The sequence below is a fragment of the Flavisolibacter nicotianae genome (assembly GCF_003628535.1).
Lineage (GTDB): Bacteria > Bacteroidota > Bacteroidia > Chitinophagales > Chitinophagaceae > Flavisolibacter > Flavisolibacter nicotianae.
In genome coordinates this window covers 24,576-47,509 of record NZ_RBCI01000015.1, presented here as the reverse complement: position 1 = coordinate 47,509, position 22,934 = coordinate 24,576, and the positions used below count along the sequence as shown (strand labels likewise).

Sequence of the window (22,934 nt, the reverse complement as noted above, 5' to 3'; positions counted from 1 at the left end):
TCAAACTGAAAATGTGATTTACTTCGCTGCTGCAGACCACAATGCTGTTTTCGTTGTTACATTTACGCTTTTCGTAAAAATGGGAAACACCATGCCGCCAGCCATTTGTTGTATCGGACACATTACGGTTGATACTGTCATCACACCACAAACATTCGTGACGATGCCGGGTGGCACCGCGTTTTATTTTTCAATGGCCCTCACCCACATGCCGGTTCGCTGCCTTTTGGTGACGGCAATGGCGGCTTCCGAAGCACCGGTGGCCGATCGTTTACGGAAGAAAGGCATTGCGGTGCAGGTGTTGCCCTCACCGAGCTCGGTGCACTTTGAGAACAGATATGGCGATAACCCCGATCAGCGAAGCCAACGCGTATTACAGGTTGCAGCGCCTTTCAACGCGGCAGACTTTTCCGGTGTGGAAGCGGACATCTATCATGTAGGGCCTTTGCTCGCAGGCGATTTTTCTGTTGATGATTTTCGCATCTTATCGGCGAAGGGAAAGCTTTCGTTGGATGTACAGGGCTTTTTGCGCCGCGTCGTCGACCAGCGGGTCGTTGCTGCCGACTGGAAAGAAAAACAGGACGTGCTGCCGTTTGTTCATTTTCTGAAAGCCAGCGAAGAAGAAATGGAAGTGATGACGGGGACCGGCGACCTTGAACGGGGTGCAAAAACATTGGCCGCGTGGGGCGCCAAAGAAGTAATTATCACGCTGGGCAGCAGGGGCTCTGTCGTTTATGACGGGGATCGGTTTTATATCATTCCTGCTTACAAACCTTCGCAATTACTGGACGCCACCGGTTGCGGCGATACGTACATGGCGGGCTACCTGTTTCAGCGCAGCCTTGGCGCCGGTATACAAGAGGCCGGGGAATTTGCCGCTGCGATGGCAACGCTGAAGATTGGAATCTCCGGGCCGTTTGCCGGCACCCTGGAAGACGTGCAGGCAGTGATTGCCGGGAACGAGGTTTTACCAAATGAACCAAGAGAGATGATCGCAGGAAACCGCCTGTAGACTCCTGCCAGGCTGGTTTACCGCACCAGTTGTTTGTCGAAGCCCAGTGCCACCAGCCGTTCGAATGCCTGCCACACATTCGCTGGTATTTCCTGGTAGATCTGAAAACCTTTTTCGGGGTAGATGCGGATGCGCTGCAGGTCGCCAACCATGATGTTGATGACTTGTTCTACCGGGATATCTGCCGTTGGATAGTCATTAAATGAAATTTGCGGAGAGGTAACGACAAACTCTTTTCCCGGCCAGGCTTTCGCAAAAGTGGCGAGGGTACGCCGTTCCATATAGGGCTTTTGCACCAGGATGAATTTTTGCGGATCCAGGCCTTTCTCGCCAAGAAGCCGCCGCACCAGTTGAACATTTTCTCCTGTATTCGTCGAGCGGTTTTCAACGAGGATAGCCTCCTGCGGCACGCCGTTCTCCATGGCAATCCGGGCAAAAAGGTCGGCCTCGGCTTCGGTCCACATGCTGTCGGTGAGGCGGCCCAGGCCACCGGAAAAAATGAGCAGGGGTGCCAGGCCCTGGTGGTAGAGTTCCGCGGCCCTTTCGGCCACCCTCGTATCGTGGCTGCCCAGGGTCAGGATGCAATCCGAGGGAAGGAGCGTATGGTTCACGTGGTGGTAGTCCCAAACCAACTGGGCAAGCGTGCAAACTTCAGGCGTAATCATAGGGCGTGAAAATACGGGTTGCCGGTAAAAGAGCAACCGGTTTTCGATGTACGGAAGCGACGCCTTCGAATCTTCTTTCGGTAGCCCGCAGTGGAATGATGGCTCATTCCGCTTTGTTAAGAAAATGAAAAGGCAGGAAAAAATTCCTTTTGCCGTAACAGCCGAAGCCTTATTTTTGCAACCCCTCGCCGAGGTAGCTCAGCTGGTTAGAGCATCGGATTCATAACCCGAAGGTCGGCAGTTCAAGTCTGCTCCTCGGTACGCTTTAAAGGCTCCCAGAAATGGGGGCTTTTTCTTTTAAACCTGCTCCCTGTCAGTGTTTCAGTCTAATCAGATTGTGACTGCGCCCGGTTCTGCGCCGGTTATTAAATATTGATTTACTCCTCTAAGGTGGTGTTTTTTGATGGTCCTTGGCATACCTGTAGGCGCATTTTCCTGTTCTCGGGGACACTAATGCCGGGAGCACTCAGCACGCTTATGAAGCAGGTTTGATCAACAAACAAAACAGTGCAAAACAGGGATAGGCCTATGTACTGGTCGGCTGTTTGGTAATGCAAGAGTAGCGGCTGCGGTTTACGATGCACTATATGCCACGATCAAAAACTACCTGAACGGAAGAAGGTCGAATCGAACGTGCTCACAGGTTGAATCGAAAGCAGCAGCAGCGGCAATCGTAGCATATTTTATGGACCAAATTACCCACGGTGACAAGGGAAAGACATTCCCTATTTGAAATGCGTAGAAGAAATCCATAGACTTTCTTCTTTTCTAAGAATGTGTATTTTTACCACATACCATGCTAACTGCGTTAAAGACGTTTCTTACCCTTGTTGTTTTTTTGATTCTCGGTCAGACAGCTATCCACGCTCAAGTCTGTACAACAGAGCTGTATACAAAGGACATCGATGTTCAGAATCCCAAGACTGATTTCTTCTTTGTACTTCCTGGTGGGGGTACAATCTTCGGTGGACGAGCGTTTGATAATTGGGCCCAAATCAGTGTGGTGAAAACTATGCCGGGAGGGAACATTGTCTTCAACAAAAGAGTGGAAGGACTTGATGGCAGTGCCCAGATATCCAGGGCTTGTTTAACAAAAGAAAAGAACATCCTTATTGCCGTTGGGCCAAACCTTATTCTGCTGGATACGAACGGTGTTATTTTAAAAGCGGCGACAACGGCTATGTCATGGGGGTTTCATTCTGTCTGGGACATCAAAACCGATGTTCAGGGAAACGTTTTCGCTCTCTTCACTTCTGATGGTGGAGATACAGACCGCTATTTGATCGCCAAGATAGCACCCGACCTATCGAAAATTCTTTGGACGGCGACGTTTGCGCCGATTCTCGGTTCTCTTTTCCAAAGTCTACTCGTCGATGACGACAAAGTGTTCACCGTTGGTTCTTACAGCGGGTGGTCCGGAGATCGACAAGATGGGACGGCCCTTTGCTTTAGCGGTGCCGATGGTACGCTGATAAGGCAGGTTTCCCTCACGTTGGATGGGTTTCGAACCCATTTTCAAACCATACATAAAGCTAAGGGTGGCTACTTGCTAAAAGGATTTTACGATCGTCGCGACGGCCCCGGTTCTGATGAGAACAGTGCCATCGTTCGCCTGGATGATCAGTTACGGCCTATCAAGGCAGTTCGGCTCAAGAATGTCTCGTTCACAGATCCGCTGTTTATTGAGCCGGATGATGACGGTGGATACTATGGCAGCTACAGTTCTGCTTATGTGACTTTTTTCCATTTTGACAAACGGGATTCTTTGACCTGGGCAACCCTTCACAGCTATTACGGTGGCTTTGGCCTCGGTTTGTTTGCAATGTCGCCAACGAACCTGTATGCGTTGGAGCAAACATCCTGGACAATCTTTAAAACAGATCTAAACGGCTTTACGGGAAGTTGCACTGAAATAGACTGGCCCGGTGGTTCCGTGCCCATCACACCGGCAACGGTCAACAAAACAATGACTGCAAGGAGTACATTGCTCACGCTAAAAGGGTTGAATGTAGCCATAACCAACAGGCCGTTTCTCGTCAAGGCTGAATGTAAAACCCTCAGCACATGCTCCTCGTTCAAGATTATTGGACAGAAAGGGATTTGTACCAACGATACGCCGGTTTTATTCAAAGGCCGCCGTGATCCCGGTTGCCGGTTACCGGTACAGTGGCAAATACTTGGTGAACCAGCAGAACGCAGCCTTGTAAACGACAGTACGCTGTCCGTTCGGTTTACAACGAGTGGCCGGTACCAACTGATTGGATCCTTAACTGCTTCTTGTCAAACATTAGCAGACACACTCACATTCAATGTTACGGTTTCTCAGGCAGCGTTAAACCTGGGCGCTGATACTACCCTTTGCGCAGGAACGTCGATTCTGCTGAATGCAAAAAAAGGCTACGTTTCCTATACCTGGCAAGATGGCTCCGCTGACACCGCGTTCCAGGTTACGCAACCCGGGCTTTATTATGTAACTGTTCAAAATGCATGTGGAAAGGATTATACCGACACGATCCGCGTCAACCCCCATCCACCGATCTTATTTGACATCGGTGCTGACCGTACCAAGTGCGATGCCGATACGATCCAGTTTACGGCGCCTGCAGGATTTCTTAATTACAGTTGGTCGCCCGGTTACAACATCTCTTCGCAGAATGAACCATCCGTCGTGGTCAATCCTACAATGGATACAACATATTTTGTCAGGGCTGAAAAAACACCCGGTTGCTTTGCGTACGATACTGTACGGGTGAAGGTGTATCATGCCATTCCCATTCAGCTGGGTGCCGATCAGCAGTTTTGCAATGGTGACTCGGCCGTGCTTGACGCCGGAGCTGGTTTCAGTTCATACGCCTGGAACACAGGAGAACGAACCCAGAAAATCACGGCCAGGACGAAAGGAAACTACAGTGTTGTCGGGACAACAGCGAATGGTTGCAAGTCAACGGATACGTTGATCGTAAAAGACGTTTGGCCATTGCCATCCGTTCATCTGGACAAGAACGCGGGTCTTTGCGCCGGGGAAACCCGTGTATTAAATGCCGGAAACTTCGTGTCGTATTTTTGGCAGGACGGAAGTAAAGGCGGAACCTACACTGTTAAAGACACCGGAACCTATGTTGTCCGTGTCACCGATTCACATGGGTGCATCGGTACTGATGTAACGGTGATCAAGGCGATCGTCCCCCTTCCCACCCGCTTCCTTCCTCCGGACACGGCGATATGCCCCTACGGCACATTGACGATTAAACCAATCAACAGCTTCTCTTCCTACCTGTGGTCTGATGGAAGCAGGGCTCCCAACATGACCGTGGAAAAACCAGGATTCTTTTGGCTTCAGGCCGAAAATCAAGACGGCTGTATTGGCCGTGATACGATCCTGGTAAACTCAAAAGAGTGCATGGCCGGTTTATACGTTCCTTCTGCATTCACACCCAACCGGGATGGAAAGAACGACGTGTTTCGGGCACAGGTCTTTGGCCTTGCCAGGAAATTTGAGCTCACTGTTTACAACCGTTGGGGACAGGTTGTGTTTTATACAGTGGATCAAGCGAGGGGCTGGGATGGCAAAGTTGCCGGGATAGAACAGGAAACAGGGGTATATGTATGGACCTGTCGCTATCAGTTGGATGGGTCGCCTGAAAAACTGGAAAAAGGAACTGTCAGTATCATTCGTTGATCACTCCTGGACAAATCGCAAGCTCCACACGTTTTTTCTTTTATCCGCGTGCTGTAACATCATTATTGTTCCGGTAAAACGTCGGCTTTCGATGTTGCAATACCAGGGCGTTGGTACCGTGTAATCCCATGAAATTCGCATTGACTGAAAAGCGTTGTTGTGCCGCAATTCTTAAACAGTTCATACATGAAATGACTTTTGATTTTCCCTGCGACGATACTCAGAGTTGATTTAAAAGTTTGCTCGAACAACACTACAATAGAAGTTACAGTAGCAACAGCAACAGGGTAGCCGGTCAATTTTTGATGCAAACGGAAAATAGATCCGACGCATCGACAGGGGAGACAACCATGACATGCAGGAATACCGCAAGCTATTCCAGTAAGATCTTTCCGGCAGCGAACGTTTCCAGGCCGATCGCTTTTTAATTTTGCCTTGTGCATTCTAATTTCACCTTAATTAAAAATTGATGAATTTTCCCCTTTCGAAAATCCCTGCCCGGACTGTTCAGCCACGCACCAACGGTTTGACCATTGTCAGCGATAAAGGGCTTAGCCTATCAGAAGCAACGAACCTCTTATCGGTGTCGGCGCCTTATGTCGATATGGTGAAGCTGGCCTTTGGAACACCGCTGGTCACACCGCTTCTGGCAGAAAAAATTCAACTTTATCAGTCGCACAACGTGCCGGTATTTTTTGGTGGGTTGTTGTTTGAAGCGTTTATAACCCGGGGACAAATTGACGATTATATCCGGCTGGTGGAAGAAAACGACATTCCCTGGGTGGAGGTTTCCGATGGTGCCATTACTATTTCGCACGAGCAAAAATGTACTTACATCCGGCAGTTCAGCAAGCAGAGAACTGTTGTGAGCGAAATTGGTTCGAAAGACAAAGACAAAGTGCAGGTGACACCGCCCTATAAATGGATCCAACTGATGGAGGCCGAACTGGACGCCGGCTCATCGTACGTGATTGCCGAAGCAAAGGAGATGGGCAATGTGGGCATCTACCGGGATTCCGGCGAGGTACGGGAAGGTCTTGTGCAGGAAATCCTGACCAAAATTCCGGCAGAGAAAATCATCTGGGAAGCGCCGGGCAAAGACCAGCAATTGTATTTCATCAAGCTGCTTGGCTGCAATGCAAACCTGGGAAACATCCATCCATCGGAAGTAATTGCACTGGAAGCGATGCGGGTGGGTTTGCGCAGCGATAGTTTTTCATTTTACCTGGAGCTATAAAACAAAAGAACTATCGGGAAAAGATAGCTCTTTTGTTTTCCTTACGCACCTGTTTGCAGAAGGCGTTCTTCGATCGCCTACCAGGGAAAGTTCACCTTTGTACAGATTGGCGCTCCGAACCGGTCGCTGATCAAAAGCTATGCGGATATTATTAACGCCGTGGAAAATGAGGCGAACCGGATCAACTGGAAATTCAAATCCCGAAACTGGCAGCCGATCCTGTTTTTGAAAAAGCATCACAGCCATGAAGAAATTATTCCCTTTTACCGCTCCGCCAACTTTTGCCTGGTGACGTCGCTGCACGACGGGATGAACCTGGTGGCCAAAGAATACATTGCTTCCCGTGATGACAATGATGGTACGCTGATCCTGAGCCAGTTTGCGGGTGCCTCGCAGGAATTGCACGGTGCGTTGATCGTTAACCCTTATGATATTGAACAAACAGCCGATGCCATTAAAACGGCACTGGAAATGTCCCGTGAGCTGCAACACCACAAAATGAAACAAATGCGAAGAATGGTCATGAGCCACAACGTGTATGCCTGGGCTTCCAGCATTCTGCACTCGATGGCATCGATACAAAATTGATGGCACCATCAACCGGATTTCATTTGAAGGATACAATCTGCTTATATTAAGTTAACTGACCTTGCTTGTCGCCTGCGTAAAAAGATTGAAACCGGTGAAGAACGTGCGTTCCCGCTCGCCATTGCTGAAATATTTGATAGCAGTCTTGCTCACCTGCTGGTCGCATGGTTCAGCAGCAGCATATTGAATACATAAAAAATCAGGAGCAAAAAGAACCCATCGCCAATAGGAGTGATTATCATCCAGGATGTCAACGGGTATTGTCTAAATAATGGAAATTTCGGTTCAATGGTTGAGGGAGCGATTGGATTTTCATGATGAAACAGCTCGTCATGGAATTTGGGTTTAAGGACTTTGACAGGATGATGCGAGGAACCCGCACCATCAAATGAACCCCCGGACAGAACAAACTATTTTCAACTGTGAAAAGCTACTGTAACAAGGAAGGCTGAAGAACGAATGGCAGCTTTTTTTATTCCCGTAAACCGCCAGTGCTATTTTCAGCGACCAGGATACAAAATTCAAAAACCGCCCAACCTGCCCGTTGTGAAAATGGGTGTTATGATTTCTGGTTCTGTTTACTGCGGCGTACAAAAGAAGTATGCGATGGCCTGGCCCTGTGCCATCGTTTAAAATATTTGTTTAACGAACGCATGCAGTTGAAAGCGGGCTTTCTCTTTGTGAAATTTGATTTTATGCATTCATGACAAAGGAATATATTTAGAACATCAAAACGGTTGATCCGGTACAAAGAAGATTCAATAATGACTCTTGATATTTCCGCGTCTGACTCTATCCCCATGTCATTAGCAAATGATATCCCGTTCAACGAATCTGCTCTCGAGGCCTTATTTAAAGATCACTTCAAACCGCTGTGTGCTTATTGCCAATACAGGTTTGGCTTTGACCTGAATGAAGCCAAAGAGGCGGTGCATACGGGCTTCATTAAACTCTGGGAAAACCGTGAATCTATTTCTCCAGGTTTGTCGGCAAAGGCCTATTTATACAAAATCGTCAGGAATGCAGGTCTTGACATGTTGCGGCATGAGCAGGTGAAACAAAAACACGTAAAATTCGTATCCCGCAATCAACACCGCCCTGAGTCGGCCGAAGGCTTTCATGAACAAGAACTAAAGCAACTGTCGGCAGAAATTGACCAGGCGATCGCCGAGTTGCCCATGCAAATGCGAACCATCTTTGAATTAAGCAGGTACGAAGGGTTAAAATACACCGACATTGCTTCGCGGCTACATATCTCGGTAAAGACCGTTGAAACCCAGATGAGCCGGGCCCTGACCAAATTGCGGCGGAAGTTGGCGCATCATCTCCTCCTGGTCACATTTGCCGTGCTAATCCATTTTTGAAAATATTTTTTTAGCTGTTGTAAGGGTAAATTCCTTCTTACCCGTAATAAATAACGATACATGGAACCTGAGAGCCCATATGACGAAATTATCACACGGTTTTTATTGAATGAAGCAGGTCCGGAAGAGGTGGCCTTTGTACAGGAATGGATGAAGGCCGATGATAAAAACAGGTCGTATGTAGAGTCGCTGCAAAAAACGTTGCATCTCGCCTCTGTCCGGCAGAATACCGGTAAAATCAATGTGGATGAGGAGTGGATCCGGTTGCAGAATGCAATAAAAGAAAAGCAAGTTCACGACGAGCAGGACTCCTTAGCACCGGAATGGGAGATGGGAAGGGGTGAAGGGCAACACAGGCGGAAAATTTTCAGGTTGATCGTTGGTACGGCCGTTGCGGCTTCTGTTATTCTTTTAATCGGTTTGGGCACCGGGTGGTTTTCCGGTAAAGCATTGGAGCCTGCTAAACCTGGTCAGTCGGCGCAATTGCCAAAACAACCGGGCAAAATCGATCCCCTGATGGCCGTTGTGCAGCATGAAGTCAATACGTCGGGCAAAACAAAAAAGCTCATTTTACCGGATGGTTCGGAGATTGCTCTTTTCGACAGCAGTGAGCTGACCTACAAAGAACCAACCAGCGGAGACAGGCGGGATGTGTACCTGATTGGTAAAGCCGACTTTAGGGTTGCAAAAAACAAAGCCAAACCGTTTACGGTTTTTAGCGAAGAAATTTCTACCACGGCTGTTGGGACGAAGTTCACGGTTACGGCAAACGAAAAAGAACGGTTTATTCAGGTGCGGTTGCATGAAGGAAAAGTTGTGATCAAGTCTTTGAAAGGATATAATGCCAACTGGTCAAAAGAAGTTTACATCGTGCCCGGTCAGGAACTTGTTTATGACAAGAGGCTGGGAACCATCAAGCTGGTTTCGTTCCTGAAAGAAAGCCTGCCGAACGGGCAAACACATAAACAACCGATTGAAAGTCCTGCCATTCCGCACTATGACAAACGTTCGTGGTTTATGTTCAACAACCAGCCGTTGAATGAGATCTTCGATGCGTTGGCAGATATGTACGATCGTAAGATAGTGTATCAAAAAAAGGATGTGAAAGAAATGTATTTCATTGGTACGTACGACAAATCAGATTCTCTTGAGAAGATCCTAAAACAAATTGCCTTGCTGAACAACTTGACATTGACAAAGCAGAACGATACATTTAAAATCGAAAAGAAAATCGTAAAGAAATAAAGGCCCAACGCCACGCACGAAGAACCCGATTGCACAAGTAAGTATTCATTACACGTAAACCAGTTGCTATATGCGATTTAACCACCTTAAATCAAGGTCCTGCTATTGCCATGACCTTCTGTTGCAAACTGTCGTCTTTCCTGAGCACTCTTCCATCCCTGGTAAAACAGGTGTAAACAGCCCGTAAACGCTATCTGCGTTCCAGTGAAAGGCGGGTAATCCTTTCATGCTTTTACTGTCCGATTGCTTCACGTTTAAACCTTGCTAAATGAAATTCAACATTTTCAAAGGAAAGCTCTTTCCTGTTGTGTTCCTGTTCTGCCTGTTCCTGTCCAACGCTTTGTTTCTTTTTGCCCAGGAGAAGTCCAGTAGTGTTAGGGGAATCGTGCAAGGCAGTTCCAATGAGCCGCTGCCTGGCGTTTCTGTCACCGTACGAAATGCCAAAACCAATTTTACATCCGGTACTACAACGGACAGCATGGGAATTTTTAGCTTTTCCCGGCTTCCATCGGGAGGTCCTTACAGCTTCAGCTTTTCCACGGTTGGTTATGAGGAGCAAACCTTGTCGGGATATAACATCAGGGACAATGCCTCACTCTCGCTGGCTGTAAAAATGATTTCCAATACAAAAACAATGGAGCAGGTCGTCGTGATTGGTTATGGTACGCAACGGAAAAAAGACCTGACTGGTTCCGTGGGCTCTGTCAACAGCAAGGACATTTCCGAGCAAACCGCCACACGTGTCGACCAGGCGTTGATGGGAAAGCTGCCCGGTGTACAGGTAAAGCCTGTTTCGGGCGAACCGGGTGCACCGCCGCAAATCAGGATCAGGGGTGTGGGCAGTATCTCGGCCAGTGTTGAGCCGCTGTATGTCGTGGACGGCTTCCCGGTTGCCAGCATTCAAACCCTCAATCCCAATGATATTGAAACCATGGACATCCTGAAAGATGCGTCGGCTACGGCCATCTATGGTTCACGGGGCGCCAATGGTGTTGTGATCATCAATACAAAGCGTGGCAGGGCCGGGAAACCGGTGTTTACGTTCAGTACGTATGCCGGTTACCAGCGCATTGCAAAAGTTCCGAAATACCAATCCGCGCTGGAAGAAGCGCAGCATTACTACGATGGCATTCGCAACCGCAACATCGATGAGGGCAATCCGGTGACCGGTGATCCACTGAAGTGGAAACAGGCCGTACCCATTACCATCCTGGAAGTGCTCGCCGGTAAACAACCGACACAGCCCGGTGCGACCCTTGACTTTAAGGATCACGTTTATGAAGTGATCCACGACGCCCCGATGCAGCAATATCAGTTGGGCGCTTCGGGTGGAACAGAAGCGATCCGGTATGCCCTGAGCGGCGAGTATCTCAACCAGGATGGCATAGTGATCAACACCAATTTCAAACGCTTTTCTGCGCGGGCAAACATCGATGCGAAGCTGTCGAACAAAATGACGTTAAAGATGAATCTGAATCCCTCTTTTACCATGAAGCACAACATCGGTGGCATGGGTGCCGACCAGGTGAGCGCCGACGGTGGCAGGGGCTCCGATATCATTTACAACGCCATTCAAATTCCAATGTATTACAGCTTACTGAGCCCGGATGGTTCTTATTTTCCCTTTGGCGACGGTTTGGATGCCGTCGTGTCTACGCAAAACCCGCTGGCGCTGGCCAAAGAAGTGCAGCGTAACCAAAAGGCCATGGGTTTCCTGGGCAATATCAGCACCGACTTTCAACTCCTGAAGTCACTTCGGCTGAATGTTATGTTGGGCATTAACATGACGGATGTAAAAGGGATGTATTTCAAACCCAAGCTGCCTGCGTTCAACAACAACCCGGCTATTGGTTCCGACAATGCCGCTTTGGATCTTAACTGGCTGACGGAAACAACGCTCAACTACACCAAAAGTTTTGGCAAACACAATTTTGGCGGGCTCCTTGGTTATACTACGCAAAAGGAAACCTATGAATCAAACTTTCTTACCAGTGACCGCTATCCCAACAACCTGATCCCAACCCTGAGCGCTGTCAGTGGGATCATTACCAATGGTTCTTCCGATGTGTTTGAATGGTCACTGCTGTCTTATCTCGGAAGGTTCAACTACAATTACAACAACCGGTACTACCTGACAACGTCTATCCGCAGGGACGGATCGTCACGCTTTGGCAGCGACAACAAATACGGCGTCTTTCCTTCTGCTGCACTTGCCTGGCGCATTTCTGATGAACAATTCCTGAAATGGGTGCCGTTTTTAACCGACATGAAGCTGCGGTTTAGCTATGGGGAAACGGGAAACAATAATATCGGTAACTACGAGCAATACGCAACGATCAACTACGAAAAATACGTATTTGGCAACAATGCTGCAGGTGGATATGCACCGGCCCGTCTGGACAACCCGGCCCTGACCTGGGAAAAGCAGAAATCCTTCAACGGTGGTGTGGATGTAAAGCTGTTTAACAACCGGATCGGTATCACGGTTGATCACTACAGCTCAAAGAACTACGACCTCCTGTTGAACGTCAACGTTCCAGCCATTACAGGCTTTACCACGGCCCTGCAAAACATTGGCGAAGTGCAAAACCAGGGTTGGGAGTTTGCCTTCAACACCGTCAACTTCAAAAACAAATTTGAATGGACAACAGATTTCAATTTCTCTACCAACAAAGGCAAGGTGATCAAGTTGGGGCCGCAGGGTGATCCGATCATTAACGGTGGTAACATCACCATGATCGGTCAGCCGGTGGGTATGTTCTACGGCTGGATTGCCGACGGTATTTTCAAAACTCAGGCAGAACTGGCGGCCGGTCCTATCTGGAACCCAGGTGCCCGCGACCAGTCGCGTGTCGGCGATGTGCGGTTCAAAGACATCAGTGGGCCGAACGGCAAGCCCGATGGCGTGATCAACAGCTTTGATAAAACCATCATCGGTTCGCCCTATCCCGATGTCATCTTTGGCATGACCAACCGCTTTGCTTACAAAAACATCAGCTTAAGTGTAAGCCTTCAGGGTGTGCAGGGAAACAAGGTGCTTGACCTGCAAAGAGGGCAATCAGCCAATAACCGGGCACGCTTCCGCCAGTATGGGTACATGAACAATTACTGGAAATCGGAGCAGGAACCCGGCGATGGAAAAACACCAAGGCCGAACGATACACCAACGGGTAACTGGCGGGGCGAATACAGTACGCTGTGGCTTGATGATGCGTCGTATGTACGCATCAACAACATCAATCTGTCGTACATGATTCCCGACCGTTTGCTCAGAAAGGCAGGCATTGGTTCGGCAAGGGTTTATGCCACGGCTACGAATCCTTTTCTGTTCACGCACTACGTCGGATTCAACCCGGATGTTAGCCGGGCCAGCAATCCGTTGACACCAGGCGTTTCCAACTATGATTTCCCAACGGCCAAGAGCATCGTTTTGGGCGTGAACCTTTCTTTCTAATATTCCTTCAAGCTGAAAACAGAAAATGATGAAAAAGCATATACACATTGCCGGCATCGTTTCATTGCTGATTTTACTCGCTGCCTGCAAAAAATCATTTATCGAATTGACGCCGCCTTCAACAGCCGGGGTGGACAACCTTTACAAAACGGATCAGGATTTCAAACAGGCTGAAATTGGAATCTATAATATTTATCAGTCGCAATACCAGAACATGTGGTTGTTTGGCGATATGCGCGGCGATGACTCGTGGGATGAACTCGTTAAAGGCACTCCGGCTGCGATGGACCTCTTCACTATCAGCAACGATGATGGAGTCATCCGTTCCACCTGGCTCAATTACTATAATATCATCAGCCGGGCCAACCTGTTGCTGGCGAAGATTGCACCGCTCGACAAGGGAACCGTGCCTAACAAAGAGGCTTATATTGGCGAAGCCAAATTCCTTCGGGCATTGGCCTATTTTGATTTGGTTCGGATCTACGGCGATGTTCCGATGGTAACTACGCCCATTACCATTGAAGAAGCGTATAAAGCCGGTCGCGAAAAAGTAAGCAAGATCTACACTGATGTAATCACCAAAGATCTGCAGGATGCAGAAGCCTCGTTGCCGGCAAAATATTCGGGTGCCGATGTGGGAAGAGCTACCAAGGGCGCTGCAAAATCCATGTTGGGTAAAGTATACCTTACACTGAAGGATTTTGTAAAAGCAGAAACAAAATTGAAGGAGGTAACCACCATGGGCTATGCACTTCTGCCCAAATACAGCGACCTTTTCGATTATACAAAAGACGAGCATCACAGCGAATACATTTTTGATATTGAATACGAACAGGGTTTAAGTGGTGAAGGCAGTTCGTTTACCACCAACTTCTGTCCCAAGAACCCGGACATTGCGACCTTCTACGGTGTGACCGGCGGGCAAAACGGCGCCAACAACCCGCCACGTAGTTTGTTTGATCTGTTTTCGGCAGACGACCAGCGGAAGGATATTACTGCCGCCGATGGCTACACCGATAACAACGGTGTTTTCCATAAGTTGATCCCCACCTCAAATGACGTGGCCACCTTTACAAAAAAGTACATGGTACGCCTGCTGGCGACCAACGACAGCCGGGCTAACTGGAAAGTGATCCGGTACGCAGATGTGTTGCTGATGCTGGCCGAAGCCCTGAACGAAAACGGCAAAACAGACGAAGCCCTGGGTTATCTCAATCAGGTGCATAAAAGAGCGGGGCTGACTGAATTAACGGGGCTGTCACAATCGGAAGCACGGGAGAAAATTTACCTGGAACGCAGGCTGGAACTGTCGTTTGAAGGTCACCGCTGGTTTGATCTGGTGCGTACGGGCCGTGCTTTGCAAACCATGTCGTCAAAAGGCATGAAGGATTACATGACCGTTTTTCCCATTCCCATTACCCAAATTCAATTGATCAACAACCCGGCTATTTTTCCCCAAAATCCCGGTTATGATTGATCGGTTTGACGCCAGTGGTACAGCATGGCTGCCATAACAGCACGATTGAATACAAAAACAGTTGATCAATTCTTTTCTCTTTCAAAAACTATAAGCGATGACACGCAACGCACCAACCGGATTCTTTATCACAATTTTACTGATCATGTCCTTCATGGCAGACGCACAAACTGCGGTGAAAAAGACATTCAGCTCTCCGGCTCAAAAAACTAATTCAAACAAAGGCAAAATCTACGACAAGCGCTATTTGTATGTCGCCACACCTGGTATCCGAAATTACCTGGGTTATGGCGGACACGGTATCCTGGTCTTTGACATGGACAACAACCACCACTTTGTCAAACGAATCAAAACCGGCGGCATCCTTTCCGATAGTTTAATGGGAAGAATGAAACAAGGCGGCTATGCCTCCGCAAAAGGCGATGAAGTGCCGTCCAACGTGAAAGGCATTGCGGTGAGTATTCCTTTGAACAGCGTTTACGTTAGTACACTTGAATCGCTTCAGCGGATTGATTTAATAACCGATAAAATTGTTTGGGAAAAACAATACAAGGGCGGCTGCGACCGCATGGCCATTTCGCCGGATGGAAAAACCATGTACCTGCCTTCGCTCGAAAAGGATTTCTGGAATGTGGTTGACTGCGAGAACGGAAATATCATTGCAAAGATCCCGGTAACCAGACGGGCCCATAACACCATCTACGGCGCATCCGGTAACCATGTTTACCTGGACGATATTGCCAGCCCCTGGTTATTTGTAGCCGATGCGAAGACCCATACCATCGTCAATAAGGTAGGACCTTTTTACAACAATGTTCGTCCGTTTACCATCAATGGAAAGGAAACGCTTGCCTATGTGACCTGTGACAGCCTGCTGGGCTTTGAAGTGGGGGACCTGAAGACGGGTAAAAAGCTGGCCAGCGTGGTGGTGGAAGGATGGGAAAAGGGACCGGTTAGGCGACACGGTAATCCCAGCCATGGCATTGGTCTTACACCGGATGAAAAAGAAATCTGGGTGTGTGACGGTCACAATATGCGCATCCATATTTTCCGGAACGAACCGCCGTACCAGCAGCTGTCAACCATTCCGCTGCAGGATATGCCGGGCTGGGTCACCTTCAGTGTTGACGGGAAGTATGCATATCCGTCCAGTGGTGAGGTGATCGACGTAAAGACCCGCAAAATTCTGATGACGCTGACCGATGAATCCAATAACAGTGTTGCCAGCGAGAAGATGGTGGAAATTGAATTTAAGGGAGGCAAACCGGTATATGCCGGTAACCAGTTTGGCATCGGGAGAGTATTTCAATAAACAAGTATGAAACGTTTTTGTATGAAAACAACAGTACTGCGCTCTACGCAACAGGCAATCGTGATGGTATCGATGTTTTTTTTCTCCTGCGCGGTTTCAAAAACATTTAGCCAGGAGAATGCAGCGACAGCAAAATGGTTTGAGGGGAAGGCCTGGCTGAATGGTTTATCCCTGACCCCGCACAAAACCATCGACCAGGCAGAATTCAAAAAGCAGTACGAGGCCAATCCGGAAATGTGGGATAAAGCCTTTCGTTATTTGAAAGAAACCGATCTGGCAGCGCTCAAGCCCGGTAAGTATGCCATTGAAGGTGATAATGTTTATGCGTTGGTAACTGAAGGTCCTGCACGAAGTGCAGACACGGCAAAGTGGGAAGACCACCAGCAGTACATTGACATCCACCATGTAATTACCGGAAAGGAAAACATGGGCCTTGTCCCGGTAACAACGGCCACCGTGATTACACCGTATGACAGCGGGAAGGACATCGGTTTCTACAAGGCCAATGGCACCTTCTACGAATCCGGTAACGATACTTTTTTCATTGTCTTTCCGAAAGATGCGCATTTGCCCGGTATTAAAATCGACGGCTACAATGATCGCATCAAAAAGGTCGTGATTAAAGTAAAGAAAGCGTAGCCAGGCATTATAAACACATTTACACAAAGCAGGCAGTCTCCAAATCGTAAATCCATGAAGATTGTATTTCTCGATGTAAAAACGGTGGGCAATGTTCCCAACCTGCACTTGTTTAAGCAGTTCGGTGAGGTGGCTTTTTTTCAAACCACTTCGCCGGGGCAAGTGCAGGAACGCATTGCCGATGCCGACATCGTCATCACCAACAAAGTTGTATTGGACAGCACGGCCATTGCGCAAGCGCCCCATCTGAAGCTGATTTGCATTTCGGCTACGGGTACCAATAATGTCGACAAGGCGGCTGCGTTGAAACGGGATATCCCGGTGAAAAATGTTTCGGACTATTCATCAGCCAGTGTGGCACAGGGCACATTTTCCCTCCTGCTGCACCTGTTGAACAACATCCCTTATTTCGATGCGTATGTCAAAAGCGGCTCCTATTCGCAGAGTGATATATTCACGCATTTGGAAAATTCGTTCTGGGAGTTGAGCGGAAAACGTTTTGGCATTATCGGCCTGGGAAGCATCGGACGCAAAGTGGCGACCATCGCGGACGCATTTGGCGCCGAGGTGGTCTATTATTCCGCATCTGGACAAAGCTATCAACAGCCGTATCAGCGTCTTTCTTTAGAGGAGCTGTTGCGGACATCCGATGTTGTCTCCATTCATGCGCCACTCAATGAATACACTGTTAGCCTGATCACCTACGACCGCCTGTTGCTGATGAAGCCTTCTGCTCTTTTGATAAACGCCGGAAGGGGAGGGATCGTTAACGAAGCCGATTTGGCTCGTGCCCTGGACGAAGGTGTCATTGCCGGTGCCGGTGTCGACGTTTTTGAGAAGGAGCCCATTTCTACACAAAACCCTCTTTTGCATATCCGGCACAAAGAACGGCTGGCAATGACGCCACACTCGATTTGGGCCAGTCTTGAGTCCCGCACGGCACTCATTGAAAAAGTTGTTCAGAACATCCAGGAGTTTATCAGGGAAAATGAACTCCTGGTGAAGCAATAAAATTGACTCATTTAAACAGAAACAATGAAAATTAAAGCTGCTGTCCTGCATGCCATGGGCAAAGAACGTCCCTACAACATCAGCAATCCCCTGTTGATTGAAGAAGTAGAACTGAAAAAGCCGCAGGCGAGTGAAGTCCTGGTGAAAATCCGGGCTGCGGGGCTTTGTCATTCCGACCTGTCGGTGATTGACGGAAACCGTCCCCGCCAGGTACCGATGGTGCTTGGTCACGAAGCTGCGGGTGAAGTAGTGGAACTCGGTCCCGGCGTAAAAGGTCTTGCTGTGGGAGATCACGTTGTGTTTTCGTTTGTGCCTGTCTGTGGTCATTGTAAACATTGCACAATCGCACGGCCGGCTCTTTGCGAGAACGGTGTGGCTGCTAACAATAAAGGCCTTTTGTTAAGCGGCGAAAGCCGGCTTGAAAACCAGCAGCACCAGGAGATTTTTCATCACATGGGTGTTTCCGGATTTGCTGAATATGCCGTGGTTTCCCGGCAGTCAATTGTGGCGATTGATAAAACGTTACCCTACGATATCGCTGCCTTGTTTGGTTGTGCTGTGATGACAGGTGTGGGAGCGGTGATCAATACGGCAAAAATCCGTTTGGGCGAAACAGCCCTGGTGACGGGGCTTGGCGGTGTTGGCTTCTCTGCCTTACTGGGTGCATTGGCAGCCGGTGCAAGCAAAGTGATTGTGGCCGATGTAAACAAAGAGAAACTTCAGAAAGCTCTCGAACTGGGCGCACATGTTGCCATTGATACCACGGAAGAAAATGCCCTGGAAAAACTCCGGGATCTGACGGACGGTGGCGTGGATGTGGGACTTGAATTTGCCGGCGTCGTACCGGCCCTGGAATTCACCTACAACGCCACGGCGAGAGGCGGCCGGACCGTCACAGCGGGACTGCCGCATCCCAGCAAAACCATGCAATTGGCTCCGGTCAAACTGGTGGCGGAAGAACGGACCTTGCAGGGTTCTTACATCGGCAGTTGCATTCCTTCCCGTGATATTCCCGCTTACATCGCACTCTATCAATCCGGGCGCCTGCCGGTAAACAAACTCCTGACGCACAAACTGCGGTTGGATGAGATCAACGAAGGATTTGAGCGCCTGGCAAAAGGCGAAGCCATACGGCAGATCCTAACCTTTGATGCCTCATCGGCTGATGCTGTTTCATCCCGTATGAACAGCGATGTGTTACAGGCAAGCCTCTAATGAACAACAAACAAGTTTCTTAAACGCTAATTCAATCCAGGTGGAAAAATATTCAATCAACGAACCGGAAGCGCTCACAAGCAGTGTTCAAAACAGTTTACTGAAAACAAAAGCTTTTGTAAACGGGCAATGGATCAATGCTGCTTCCAGCAAAACTTTTGATGTGACCAACCCAGCAACGGGAGAACTGATCGCCAGCATTCCCGACATGAACCGGGAGGACGTGAGCGAAGCAGTTGATGCAGCGTATGCAGCATGGCCTTCGTTTCGCGACCTCACAGCCGGTGAACGAGCCAGCCTGTTGAAAAAGTGGTATGCGCTGATCCTGGAGCACAAGCAGGAACTGGCGACACTGATGACGATGGAATGCGGCAAGGTCTTGCAGGAAAGCCTGGGCGAAGTGGATTACGGCGCTTCTTTTGTAGAGTGGTTTGCCGAAGAAGCCAAACGTACATACGGTGATGTCATTCCTTCGCATGCGAAGGACAAGCGGATTGTTGTGATCAAGCAATCCATCGGCGTGGTGGCTGCACTGACACCGTGGAATTTTCCGCTGGCGATGATCACCCGCAAGGTTGGCCCTGCGCTGGCTGCGGGCAGTCCGGTGGTAGTAAAACCGCCATCTGAAACACCCCTTACCGGTTTGGCCCTTGCTTACCTGGCCGAAAAAGCCGGTTTCCCTCCCGGTGTGTACAACACTGTTACGACAAAGGACAGCAGCGAAGTGGGCAAAGAACTTTGCGAAAACAAAAAGGTGCGCAAGCTTTCCTTCACCGGTTCCACGAGTGTTGGTAAGATCCTGATGCGGCAATCGGCCTCCACGCTGAAAAAGCTTTCACTGGAATTGGGCGGCAACGCACCGTTTATTGTTTTTGATGACGCCGATATCGATGCGGCGGTGAAAGGAGCGATGGTTTCCAAATTCCGCAACAACGGCCAGACCTGTGTTTGCGTCAACCGCCTTTTTGTGCAGGATAAAGTCTATGATGAATTTGTTGAAAAATTCTCCCGTGCCGTCGCCGAACTCAAAGTCGGAAATGGATTGGACAAAGATGTACAAGTGGGTCCATTGATCAACCAAAAAGGCCTCGACAAAGTACAGCAACACATAGACGATGCCGTTGCCAAAGGAGCATGCATTGTTCAGGGTGGAAAACCGTTAGAAGGTTTGTATTACACGCCAACTGTCTTGTCCAACGCCACCAGCGATATGATCATTGCACAGGATGAAGTGTTTGGCCCGGTGGCACCGGTCTTCCGTTTCAAAACAGAAGAAGAAGTGATCCAAATGGCCAATGACACGGATTACGGCCTTGCTTCCTATTTCTACAGCCGGGACATTGCCCGTTGCTGGCGGGTGGCCGAAGCCCTGGAAGCGGGAATGGTCGGCATCAACGAAGGCCTGATCTCCACAACGGTTGCACCGTTTGGTGGCGTGAAAGAATCGGGTATGGGCCGTGAAGGTTCCAAGTACGGCATGGACTATTTCATGGAAATAAAATACCTCTGTTTCGGCGGTATCAGCTAAGCAATCGTTAACCCTTTTTGTTCAATTCCAATAAAACGAATTTATGGTTCAGCGTTCGGTTCTGCGGCAGCTCATCCAGATACCCGTGATTGTAGCGGCACTTGGTTATTTCGTGGACATTTACGACCTCCTGTTGTTTAGCATCGTACGGGTCGACAGCCTGAAATCCCTTGGTGTTTCTGAAGCCAATATGTTAAGCGATGGTGTTTTCCTGATCAATACGCAAATGGCCGGTTTGCTGATTGGTGGTATTCTTTGGGGAATCATGGGGGATAAGCGTGGACGCATCTCTGTCCTCTTTTCTTCGATTTTAATTTACTCCCTGGCCAACATTGCCAACGGCCTTGTAACATCCGTGAATCAATATGCGGTTCTCCGGTTCATTGCGGGTGTAGGGCTGGCTGGGGAATTGGGTGTGGGGATTACGCTGGTTGCTGAAATTCTTCCGAAAGAAATCCGCGGATACGGCACATCGCTTGTGGCGGGCACGGGCATGTTGGGTGCTGTGTTGGCTTACATCATCGCCGACCATTTCGACTGGCGCACGGCTTATTTTATTGGTGGTGGTTTGGGCTTGTTGCTGCTGCTGATGCGGGTAAAAGTTTTTGAGTCGGGCATCTTCAGCAAGGTGAAGGAAAAGCCGGTTTCCAGGGGTGATTTTTTCCAGCTTTTTTCATCGGGCCGGCAATTTTTCAAATACCTGCGCTGCGTCCTGATTGGTGTACCTGTGTGGCTGGTGGCTGGTATCCTGATGACCTTCTCACCGGAGATCGGAAAGGCCTTGCATTTGGATGCACCCATCATTGCCGGTAAAGCGGTGATGTGGGAATACATTGGCCTTGTGGTCGGGGATATTTCCAGCGGCATCCTGAGCCAGTACTTCGGAAGCCGGAAAAAAGTTGTACGCCTTTATGTGCTCACCTGCGCCGCCCTGGTTGCCGTTTATCTCTTTGTTCCCTTGCATTCCACGTCGCTTTTTTACGGGCTTTGCGTGCTGTTGGGAATCACGGCTGGTTATTGGGCCTTGTTTGTCACCATCGCTGCCGAACAGTTCGGAACCAACCTGCGGGCAACTGTCGCCACCACTGTTCCCAATTTTGTCCGGGGCAGTATTCTGATTATGACGCCGCTCTTTCTCCTGTTTAAAGAACAATACGGGATCCTGTTAGGGACGGGTCTGTTATCTGTGCTGGCTATCGGTGTCGCTTTGTTGGGTCTGTGGAAAATGGAAGAAACCTTTGGCAAAGACCTGAATTACCTGGAAGAAAAAGCAAAGCCTTCTCTTGCAGAAGAGGTTCCGGGAACCATCCTGCAAACCCCTGTACAAACCACCGTACCCGAATAACGATTCTTTCAACTCAAAACGAAAAAATGAAAAAGAAAATATTGGTCATACCCGGGGATGGCATCGGTCTCGAAGTTACAAGATGTGGAAAAGCGGTCCTTGAACAAGTTGCCTCAGACAATGGCTACGAATTTCTTTTCGACGAAGCGCTGATGGGGCATTCGGCTATCGAAGCGACCGGCGATCCTTTACCTGGAGAAACGCTCCAAAAAGCAAAAGCCAGCGATGCCATTTTATTCGGTGCTGTTGGGCATATCAAATATGACAGTGATCCAACCTTAAAGGTGCGTCCGGAAAATGGCTTGCTCGGTATTCGTAAAGGGTTGGGCTTATATGCCAACCTTCGTCCCATTGTACTCTTTGATGAACTCCTGCAAGCTTCCAGCATTAAACCGGAAGTGTTGAAAGGAACCGATATTCTCTTCTTCCGCGAACTAACGGGTGATGCCTATTTTGGAGAGAAAGTCCGTGCCGCCGACTATTCTTCCGACCTGATGATCTACCATCGTTATGAGGTGGAGCGAATCGCCGTCAAAGCTTTCGAGGCTGCCAGAACAAGGAGAAAAAAACTTTGTTCAGTTGACAAGGCCAATGTGCTGGAAAGCTCCCGCCTGTGGCGCGAAGTGGTGCAGGAGGTAGCCAAGCGTTATCCCGACGTGGAAACAACGCACATGTATGCCGATACGACGTCCATGCAACTGATCAAAAACCCACGGCAGTTTGATGTGATCCTGACCACGAACATTTTTGGTGATCTTTTAACCGATGAAGCCTCGCAGATTGCCGGCTCCATGGGTATGCTGGCTTCGGCTTCCATCGGCGATGGAGCCGGTTTTTACGAGCCGGTGCATGGCTCGGCCTATGATATTGCGGGGCAGAACAAGGCTAACCCGCTTGCCTCCATTCTTTCTGCTGCGCTGATGCTCGAGATCAGTTTCGGCCTGAAGGAGGAGGCGAACCGGATTACGGAAGCTGTTCGGCAGGTATTGAAGAATGGCTATCGCACGGGAGATATTGCCGATACTGCAACGGACAAAAGCAAGATTTTGGGTACGAAGGAAATGGGAGAGAAAGTGCTTGAATTTGTCAGGCAGAGTGCTGTTTCAAAAAAAGGGAAGGCAGAAGTCCTGCCCGCATAAAGCCAACCAGTCAATCATTCGAAA

16 protein-coding genes and 1 tRNA gene are annotated in these 22,934 nt (G+C 49.0%); 16 read left to right on the top strand and 1 reads right to left on the bottom strand.

Going from position 1 to position 22,934, the window contains the following annotated elements:
- Positions 1–13: 13 nt before the first annotated feature.
- Complete coding sequence (locus tag D6024_RS23915; protein ID WP_240410142.1) at positions 14–1,012, top strand: PfkB family carbohydrate kinase; 999 nt, start codon at positions 14–16, stop codon at positions 1,010–1,012.
- A 17-nt stretch (positions 1,013–1,029) separates the two neighbouring features.
- On the opposite strand, the gene D6024_RS23910 is transcribed toward D6024_RS23915, so the two are convergent.
- On the bottom strand, positions 1,030–1,677 hold the full coding sequence (locus D6024_RS23910) for a YdcF family protein (RefSeq protein WP_121357346.1): 648 nt from the start codon (positions 1,675–1,677) through the stop codon (positions 1,030–1,032).
- Positions 1,678–1,864: 187 nt separating this feature from the next.
- On the opposite strand from D6024_RS23910, the gene D6024_RS23905 reads away from it, so the two are divergent.
- From D6024_RS23905 to leuB, 15 genes are all read left to right on the top strand, one after another.
- Positions 1,865–1,938: transfer RNA gene (locus D6024_RS23905), tRNA-Met, on the top strand.
- Between the two features lie 751 nt (positions 1,939–2,689).
- On the top strand, positions 2,690–5,356 hold the full coding sequence (locus tag D6024_RS23900) for a gliding motility-associated C-terminal domain-containing protein (protein WP_240410149.1): 2,667 nt from the start codon (positions 2,690–2,692) through the stop codon (positions 5,354–5,356).
- Positions 5,357–5,825: 469 nt separating this feature from the next.
- Complete coding sequence (locus D6024_RS23895; RefSeq protein WP_121357344.1) at positions 5,826–6,593, top strand: phosphosulfolactate synthase; 768 nt, start codon at positions 5,826–5,828, stop codon at positions 6,591–6,593.
- 72 nt (positions 6,594–6,665) lie between these two features.
- Positions 6,666–7,181: a trehalose-6-phosphate synthase gene (locus D6024_RS23890; RefSeq protein ID WP_121357343.1), complete on the top strand. Its 516-nt coding sequence runs from the start codon at positions 6,666–6,668 to the stop codon at positions 7,179–7,181.
- A gap of 800 nt (positions 7,182–7,981) precedes the next feature.
- The gene (locus D6024_RS23885) at positions 7,982–8,545 is read left to right on the top strand and encodes an RNA polymerase sigma-70 factor (protein ID WP_162944992.1); all 564 of its coding nucleotides are present in this window, start codon (positions 7,982–7,984) and stop codon (positions 8,543–8,545) included.
- A 60-nt stretch (positions 8,546–8,605) separates the two neighbouring features.
- On the top strand, positions 8,606–9,790 hold the full coding sequence (locus D6024_RS23880; RefSeq protein WP_121357341.1) for a FecR family protein: 1,185 nt from the start codon (positions 8,606–8,608) through the stop codon (positions 9,788–9,790).
- A 268-nt stretch (positions 9,791–10,058) separates the two neighbouring features.
- Positions 10,059–13,244, top strand: a complete 3,186-nt coding sequence (locus D6024_RS23875; protein WP_121357340.1) for a SusC/RagA family TonB-linked outer membrane protein — start codon at positions 10,059–10,061, stop codon at positions 13,242–13,244.
- Between the two features lie 28 nt (positions 13,245–13,272).
- Complete coding sequence (locus D6024_RS23870; RefSeq protein WP_121357339.1) at positions 13,273–14,721, top strand: RagB/SusD family nutrient uptake outer membrane protein; 1,449 nt, start codon at positions 13,273–13,275, stop codon at positions 14,719–14,721.
- Between the two features lie 97 nt (positions 14,722–14,818).
- Positions 14,819–16,033, top strand: a complete 1,215-nt coding sequence (locus D6024_RS23865) for a YncE family protein (RefSeq protein ID WP_121357338.1) — start codon at positions 14,819–14,821, stop codon at positions 16,031–16,033.
- Between the two features lie 21 nt (positions 16,034–16,054).
- Complete coding sequence (locus D6024_RS23860) at positions 16,055–16,672, top strand: YhcH/YjgK/YiaL family protein (RefSeq protein ID WP_162944991.1); 618 nt, start codon at positions 16,055–16,057, stop codon at positions 16,670–16,672.
- A 54-nt stretch (positions 16,673–16,726) separates the two neighbouring features.
- The gene (locus tag D6024_RS23855; protein WP_121357336.1) at positions 16,727–17,683 is read left to right on the top strand and encodes a D-2-hydroxyacid dehydrogenase; all 957 of its coding nucleotides are present in this window, start codon (positions 16,727–16,729) and stop codon (positions 17,681–17,683) included.
- Between the two features lie 24 nt (positions 17,684–17,707).
- Positions 17,708–18,898 (top strand): zinc-dependent alcohol dehydrogenase family protein, encoded by a 1,191-nt coding sequence (locus D6024_RS23850; protein ID WP_121357335.1) that lies wholly within the window; start codon positions 17,708–17,710, stop codon positions 18,896–18,898.
- Between the two features lie 40 nt (positions 18,899–18,938).
- Entirely contained in the window at positions 18,939–20,426 is a 1,488-nt protein-coding gene (locus tag D6024_RS23845) for an NAD-dependent succinate-semialdehyde dehydrogenase (protein WP_317125287.1), read from the top strand.
- A 43-nt stretch (positions 20,427–20,469) separates the two neighbouring features.
- A complete protein-coding gene (locus D6024_RS23840; protein ID WP_121357333.1) occupies positions 20,470–21,771 on the top strand; it encodes an MFS transporter in 1,302 nt (433 codons plus the stop codon).
- Between the two features lie 26 nt (positions 21,772–21,797).
- Positions 21,798–22,910, top strand: coding sequence for a 3-isopropylmalate dehydrogenase (leuB, locus tag D6024_RS23835; RefSeq protein WP_121357332.1), 1,113 nt, complete (start codon positions 21,798–21,800; stop codon positions 22,908–22,910).
- Positions 22,911–22,934 lie beyond the last annotated feature (24 nt).

What these genes read in the sequence shown, in the direction of transcription:
- leuB (WP_121357332.1), top strand. Translation starts at nt 21,798, where the DNA reads ATGAAAAAGAAAATATTGGTCATACCCGGGGATGGCATCGGTCTCGAA.
- D6024_RS23870 (WP_121357339.1), top strand. Translation starts at nt 13,273, where the DNA reads ATGAAAAAGCATATACACATTGCCGGCATCGTTTCATTGCTGATTTTA.
- D6024_RS23910 (WP_121357346.1), bottom strand. Translation starts at nt 1,677, where the DNA reads ATGATTACGCCTGAAGTTTGCACGCTTGCCCAGTTGGTTTGGGACTAC.
- D6024_RS23885 (WP_162944992.1), top strand. Translation starts at nt 7,982, where the DNA reads ATGTCATTAGCAAATGATATCCCGTTCAACGAATCTGCTCTCGAGGCC.
- D6024_RS23895 (WP_121357344.1), top strand. Translation starts at nt 5,826, where the DNA reads ATGAATTTTCCCCTTTCGAAAATCCCTGCCCGGACTGTTCAGCCACGC.
- D6024_RS23900 (WP_240410149.1), top strand. Translation starts at nt 2,690, where the DNA reads ATGCCGGGAGGGAACATTGTCTTCAACAAAAGAGTGGAAGGACTTGAT.
- D6024_RS23880 (WP_121357341.1), top strand. Translation starts at nt 8,606, where the DNA reads ATGGAACCTGAGAGCCCATATGACGAAATTATCACACGGTTTTTATTG.
- D6024_RS23875 (WP_121357340.1), top strand. Translation starts at nt 10,059, where the DNA reads ATGAAATTCAACATTTTCAAAGGAAAGCTCTTTCCTGTTGTGTTCCTG.
- D6024_RS23840 (WP_121357333.1), top strand. Translation starts at nt 20,470, where the DNA reads ATGGTTCAGCGTTCGGTTCTGCGGCAGCTCATCCAGATACCCGTGATT.
- D6024_RS23865 (WP_121357338.1), top strand. Translation starts at nt 14,819, where the DNA reads ATGACACGCAACGCACCAACCGGATTCTTTATCACAATTTTACTGATC.
- D6024_RS23855 (WP_121357336.1), top strand. Translation starts at nt 16,727, where the DNA reads ATGAAGATTGTATTTCTCGATGTAAAAACGGTGGGCAATGTTCCCAAC.
- D6024_RS23850 (WP_121357335.1), top strand. Translation starts at nt 17,708, where the DNA reads ATGAAAATTAAAGCTGCTGTCCTGCATGCCATGGGCAAAGAACGTCCC.
- D6024_RS23860 (WP_162944991.1), top strand. Translation starts at nt 16,055, where the DNA reads ATGAAAACAACAGTACTGCGCTCTACGCAACAGGCAATCGTGATGGTA.